The sequence below is a fragment of the Sporosarcina sp. P26b genome, assembly GCF_002743245.1.
In the GTDB taxonomy this organism is placed as follows: Bacteria; Bacillota; Bacilli; order Bacillales_A; family Planococcaceae; genus Sporosarcina; species Sporosarcina ureae_C.
Genome location: NZ_PDYW01000008.1, coordinates 112,212 through 118,413 on the forward strand (window position 1 = coordinate 112,212; position 6,202 = coordinate 118,413).

The following is a 6,202-nucleotide window of genomic DNA, read 5'->3' on the forward strand; positions in this document are numbered from 1 at the left end:
CACAGTAGAAAGGCGTGAACTAAATGAATCAGCAATTGATTGAGCAAATTGTCGGAGAGATTCTTGGACAACTGGGAAAATCCCCCGTTCAATTGCCGGAACGAGCGGTGCCCATTGCGGTTTCCGCCCGTCACGCACATTTACAGCCTGAACATGTGGAAGTATTGTTTGGCGCAGGGTATGAATTGACACAACGGTCCGAGCTATCGCAGCCGGGCCAATTCGCCGCCAATGAAACGGTGATGATTGCGGGACCTAAAAGTAGCATTGAACGTGTGCGGATTTTAGGTCCTGTCCGAAAAGCGACTCAAGTTGAGGTCAGCTTTACGGATGCCATGAAGCTCGGCGTCAAGCCCCCACTTCGGGAATCCGGCAATATTGAAGGATCCGCACCGATTACATTAATTGGACCAAAGGGTAGTGTGCATATAGACCAAGGTCTGATTATCGCACAGTCACATATCCACATGGCTCCCACGGACGCTTCACGCTTTGGCGTGGTAGATGGGGAGTACGTGACGGTCGAAGCAGATGGAATCCGTCCTATTGCATTCCGCAATGTGCGGATACGGGTGAATGAACGCTATCGTCTTGAAATGCATATCGATACGGATGAAGCCAATGGTGGTTTCATTACACAAGGGTCGATTGGCCGTCTAGTGAAACCGAATGACGCAAATAATACGACAGTAGGACAAGTTGCGGGAGTAACAGAAACCGTTATAACGCCTGAACCAGTAAGTGTGCCACAGTCATTTGAATTTACTAAAAGACTATTGTCAGCTGAAGATATCGCTTTGATTTCTGAGCGGGAGATTTTAGTGAATAAAGGCACGATTGTTACAGCACTTGCAAGAGATACAGCACGGGAACTCGGTAAAACGATAACCAATAGAAAGTAGAAAAAGGTGATTACGCATGCGAATGGGTAGAGTAATTGGTAATGTGTGGGCAACCCGCAAAGAAGATGGACTATCAGGGCTTAAACTGCTGATCATCCAGCCGATTGATGCACACGGCAATAGTATACAGTCGCATATGGTCGCGGCAGATCGAATCGGGGCAGGAGTCGGCGACGAGGTACTTATTACGAGTGGCGGTTCCTCACGCTTCATTTTACCGAAAGAAAACCCGATCCCAATCGACGCGGTCATTATCGGTATTATCGATTCAACAGAAGTAAAGAGAGGTGATATACATGAGTCAAGCGATCGGAATGATTGAAACAAAAGGATTGATTGGATCGATTGAAGCAGCAGATGCTATGGTGAAAGCATCTAACGTGGAATTGGTATCACAAGAGATGGTCGATGGTGGAATTGTCACGGTCATCGTTCAAGGTGATGTCGGAGCAGTACAGGCAGCTGTCGATGCAGGTCGCGACGCAGCAGCGCGTGTTGGCGAGTTACTAGGTGCACATGTGATACCGCGTCCCGATGATTCAGTATACGGCATGGTGAAACCCTTAGTGTCGCCCACTCCAGAAATTCCGCAAATAAAGAAGTCTGCAGAGGCTAAGAAGGCACCGAAGAAAGACTGACGGTTGCTTATTAGCATATTTTCCATAATGAAATCTATAGAAAGGAGTGGTTTCCATGGCTTTCAAACGACATAAAATAGCAGTCATAGGAGCTGGCCACACCGGCTCAACCGTAGCATTGATGGCAGCGCAGAGGGAATTAGGCGATATCGTGTTGGTTGATATTCCAGACCTCTCCAATCCGACTAAAGGTAAAGCGTTAGATCTTCTTCAGACAAGTCCTGTGCAACAATTCAATTCACGTATTACGGGTACATCCAATTATGAAGAAATTGAAGGCGCTGCAATGGTCATCATTACAGCAGGCGTTGCGCGTAAACCAGGTATGAGTCGCGATGATCTAGTGACAACGAATGCTAAGATTATGCGTTCCGTTTCCGAACAAGTAAAGCGTTATGCGCCAGACAGCACTGTGTTGATTTTAAGTAATCCGGTAGATGCGATGACGTATGTATGTTACAAAACAACAGGCTTTCCTAAAAACCGTGTAATTGGACAATCGGGTGTACTTGATACGGCGCGTTTCAATACCTTCGTTTCGGAAGAACTGAATATTTCCGTAGAAGATATTTCGGGCTTTGTACTAGGTGGACACGGAGATGATATGGTTCCACTTGTGCGTTATTCATATGCTGGCGGCATTCCGTTGGATAAAATTATCTCGAGCGAGAGACTAGAAGCAATTGTCGAACGCACTCGAAAAGGCGGCGGCGAAATTGTCTCTTTGCTAGGTAATGGCAGCGCGTATTATGCACCAGCAGCAGCTTTGGTGGAGATGGCTGAAGCAATTATTAAAGATAAAAAACGTATCATGCCATCCATTGCGTACTTAGAGGGCGAATACGGCTATCAAAACATTTATTTAGGCGTGCCAACTGTTTTGGGAGGCAATGGTATCGAGAGTGTGATTGAACTTCCATTAACAGAAGAAGAACAAACTGCACTCGATCATTCAGTAGACTCTGTCAAAGCAGTCATCGCGATTTGCGAAAAGCAACTGTCTTAACCACTACAAATCTCTCTAAGTCGTAATCAGGACTTAGGGGGATGTTTTTGTATGTAGGAAAGTTCATTTAGTCATTGAATGAGTGGAAGGTCATGCAAGTGCATTAAATAACTAACAAAAGTTAATAAGAAGTTACAATTATAGTTTACTTTTATTTATGGAAATGGTACAATAAACAGAATTCATTGAATTAAAAAACATGCGTTTAGTACACGCACCTGGGAATATATATGAATTCATTTCTTCTTGCTTTCTAAATGTAAGCGCTACCAATTAGCCTTTTATCAATAAAAGCGTAGAAAGCGTTCTTTTATTTCCTAACAAGACATATACTATGAAAAATACAAAATCCAGGAGGTAATTTTTATGAAAAACAATAACTATCAAAACAATTCAGCGTTACCAGAGCAAAATGAGACATACTATTTGATCACAGATTACACGGAGAATGGTTTCATCCATGGAATCACTTGGGAAGAAGCATATGTCCAAGGATTGGCGGAGTGCGGCTGTCTATGCGAACAACAACTAATGTAAGTAATGAAGAAAGCTCAATACAGGGTGCCTAGCAAAAAACGATTGTGGATGTGATCCCAGTGGTTTTATGCATAGGCACCCTGTTTAATTTTGTCTTCGTACATACCCAAAACAAACGCTACCACCCTCTACGATATCCATGATAAAATGAATGTAATCAAATACATGAGTTTGCACGATATATAGGTACCTATCGAGGTGTAAAAGGGAATCCGTAAACCGGAGCTGTCCCCGCAACTGTATACACGGACGACTGCCAAATCAGCCACTATGGAGACATGGGAAGGCGTGGTGGAAGGATGAAGTGGAGCCAGGAGACCTGCCTACGTATCGTCAAAGCTACACTTTCTTCGGGGGTTGAGAGGTGGGGGCAAAAAGGTCTCTCCTATCCATGCGTCTTCATGGGTTATGTTAGAGTTGCCTATTTTTGTTTCCTCATTCACAACTATTGCAATCATCTTGCCGAAGGGGCGGAATGATTGTTTTTTGTTGTTTACGAAAGGAGACGGCGATATGAGAAATCTTCAACAAACAGATGAACGAACGCATCAACATGCATTACTCCATGTATTATACAATCAAGCAGAACAACTACGTGGCAAGCCGATTTACCAAGGCTTTCATCAATTGGTTCGTAAGCTAATGCAGGATGGATTATATGGACAATGGATCCATAGCTATTCGGCAAATGAAATTAAGTGGTTAGGTTTGCAGATTAAAGCTGAACGGGATCAACTATTGTCGATTGAGCAACTTCAACAATATATGAGTGAGTTTATAACGTCTGATTACTCAGATCAGCGTATTGGGTTACCACAGGAACGACTGATGCTCATTGCGATGGCTGCTATGCAGAATGAAGGGATAGCTCGTCTGAAGAAAGTGCATGACGCCTATTGGATACTTAGTCAAGGTTATATCACCTTGCCTGACGATGTCATGACGTTCTTTGGCAAGACATTTCATCAACGACATACCAAAGTACCACCCCATACGATGCACCTAACAGATAGTAGGATACCCGCCTTTTTATCCAGCAAAGTAAAAGAGAAGCATATATTCGTCCCGGATCAGTTCATGGAACAGGTAAAGGCGTGCGGTTCTTGGCTTTTATTTGACCGTTCTCCTCATCAAGTTTCAACACACTCTCTAGTGAAGAAAAAGGTCTCTGCGATAGGTTTGATGAAGCAGTTGCTAGCTAGTGAAGGGGTTGTCTTGCATTTTAGCCAAGTTGTACATGCTAGGTCTGACGCATTGGATTCTCACATTCAACTAGATCGAGTCGTACAAAGAACAGATTTGGCAAGTGTTTGTACTATACTTATACGTTTGCTGAGTGGTATTGAAGATGTGTGGAATTACAGTTGTAGAATTAAAGTGGCGGGGTGGGAAGCGACAATAGCTCATCAACGAATTGGTTTACATTCGGAAGCTGCAGTGGATTATATTGAAAAAGCATCGAATGAAATAAATTCGCATCTAGAGACGGCTGCTTTTCAAAGTGGAATAAAGATTCCTTTGCGTAAAGCGTCAGACGTGATGAACCGGTCCGCGTACCCAGCGACAAAGCATCAACAATTCTCAATGATTGATCGAGTAATGGCTGAACAACGTTATACCGATCTAGGCGGCTCTGTCACATTGGAAAAGTCCCTTCTTATCGAAACGGCTGAATTATCCCAGTTGCTCATGAAAGCGTGGAGCTGTGGGGTTCTAGAAGTTCAGCTTGTCTAACTCTCCTCTGTTGTAGTGAAAACTGAAGTGGCGTAAGATATGAGTAACTAGCAGTTTTCAGCCGAGGTGAGACAGATGTTTCAATTTGATACATTAGGACATGAAATCGTAACGGAGTTATCTAACTTGATACAACAACAGGTGATTTTAACTGATCGCCGGGGCTTCATTCAAGCGAGCACAGAACCTGGCCGGATCAATCAGTTCCATGAAGGAGCTTTATTGAGCATGCGTCAAAAATCTGTGCTGCGCATGGGAGAGAAAGAAGCAGGGCATCTGCACGGTGTTCGTGAGGGAATCGTGTTACCTATTATTATTGAAGGGGAACCGATTGCCGTACTTGGTGTTACGGGTAATCCTGACGTGATCCATCCCCAAGCCCAACTAATTTTACGGGTAGTAGAGCTCTTTATACAAGATTCGTTAAAGCGTAAGCAAAAGGATGAAAGAGTTCGTGATGTAGAATTTTTCGTTTTTGATTGGTTGACTGGTACTAAAAAAGATGAACGGTTCGTGGAAAGAGGAACACTACTTGGAATCGACGTGACGCATTACCATCAAGTAGCAGTTCTTGAAGTGTTGGATTTGCTAGAACAGTTTTCGGTTGAGGAAATGGAGATATTCGCCTCGATTCAAAATATCCATTCATCCATGAAGATGATTCGCTGGGCGCAGAATAAAATTTTGTTGCTGTTGCCTGAAATGAATCAGGACACGTTAAAAAGTGAGTTGGAATTTCTTTTGTTGCATATCAAACGACGTAAAAAGGTACGAGTCGTTGCGGGTATAGGTGCACCGGTGCGTTACTTCGATTTAGCGAAGTCCTTTGCACAGGCAGAGCGTGCGGTAAGCGCTGCTAAGGTGTCGGGTGATATTGTCTTTGAGCATGAGTTAAAGCTAGAGATTGTTTTGCAGAGCATTCCGGACGCGGTCAAGAAAGATTTTCTGAAGCGCACGGTTGCGCCGCTTGCAGATCATGAGGACTTGCTGAATAATCTAGCGGTGTGGTTCGAGGAGAATCAGTCGATGCAGAATACGGCGCAGCGTTTACATATACATAAGAATACGTTGTCCTATCGTTTGCAAAAGGTCGAGCAGTTAACGGGATTGTCCGTCTCCAGTACACATGATGTGTTTCTGTTGTACTTGGCATTGAGTTTGTTGGATGGACAAGTGCCTGGTAAGGAATGAAATAATAGTTTCAAATGGTGAGGATGGCAAGGGTGTTGGGGGAGGGGATTTCCGTTCCGAGCGGACGCTTTCCTGCGGGCATGGCTTGAGCCCATAGCTGTCAACTTAAGAATTGATAGTAAATTTATAACCCGCATCCCATGCACTATCCATGGTTTACTAGCTTGATTAAAAGGGTAAGATCTTTGTAAGCA

The 6,202-nt window shown here is 43.8% G+C and carries 7 protein-coding genes and 1 riboswitch; all 7 genes read left to right on the forward strand.

The genetic code is table 11. The features are described from left to right. Positions 1 to 23 precede the first annotated feature (23 nt). The 7 genes from pduL (at position 24) to CSV69_RS10055 (ending at position 6,008) form a co-directional block, all read left to right on the forward strand. Positions 24 to 902: a phosphate propanoyltransferase gene (pduL, locus tag CSV69_RS10030; protein WP_085427581.1), complete on the forward strand. Its 879-nt coding sequence runs from the start codon at positions 24 to 26 to the stop codon at positions 900 to 902. Between the two features lie 16 nt (positions 903 to 918). Further along, positions 919 to 1,224 carry a EutN/CcmL family microcompartment protein gene (locus tag CSV69_RS10035; RefSeq protein ID WP_085427580.1) on the forward strand — a complete coding sequence of 102 codons (306 nt, stop codon included), beginning with the start codon at positions 919 to 921 and terminating at the stop codon, positions 1,222 to 1,224. After that, on the forward strand, positions 1,199 to 1,540 hold the full coding sequence (locus tag CSV69_RS10040) for a BMC domain-containing protein (protein WP_085427579.1): 342 nt from the start codon (positions 1,199 to 1,201) through the stop codon (positions 1,538 to 1,540). The genes CSV69_RS10035 and CSV69_RS10040 overlap by 26 nt, the downstream gene beginning before the upstream one ends. Positions 1,541 to 1,595: 55 nt before the next feature. Further along, positions 1,596 to 2,546 carry a malate dehydrogenase gene (mdh, locus tag CSV69_RS10045; RefSeq protein ID WP_099693318.1) on the forward strand — a complete coding sequence of 317 codons (951 nt, stop codon included), beginning with the start codon at positions 1,596 to 1,598 and terminating at the stop codon, positions 2,544 to 2,546. 366 nt (positions 2,547 to 2,912) lie between these two features. Beyond that, positions 2,913 to 3,083, forward strand: a complete 171-nt coding sequence (locus CSV69_RS16815) for a hypothetical protein (RefSeq protein ID WP_157129955.1) — start codon at positions 2,913 to 2,915, stop codon at positions 3,081 to 3,083. Positions 3,084 to 3,250: 167 nt separating this feature from the next. Next, a riboswitch (cobalamin riboswitch) is annotated at positions 3,251 to 3,424 on the forward strand. 172 nt (positions 3,425 to 3,596) lie between these two features. Then, positions 3,597 to 4,817 carry a hypothetical protein gene (locus CSV69_RS10050; RefSeq protein ID WP_099693319.1) on the forward strand — a complete coding sequence of 407 codons (1,221 nt, stop codon included), beginning with the start codon at positions 3,597 to 3,599 and terminating at the stop codon, positions 4,815 to 4,817. A gap of 75 nt (positions 4,818 to 4,892) precedes the next feature. Continuing rightward, entirely contained in the window at positions 4,893 to 6,008 is a 1,116-nt protein-coding gene (locus CSV69_RS10055) for a CdaR family transcriptional regulator (protein ID WP_099693320.1), read from the forward strand. Positions 6,009 to 6,202: the final 194 nt, after the last annotated feature.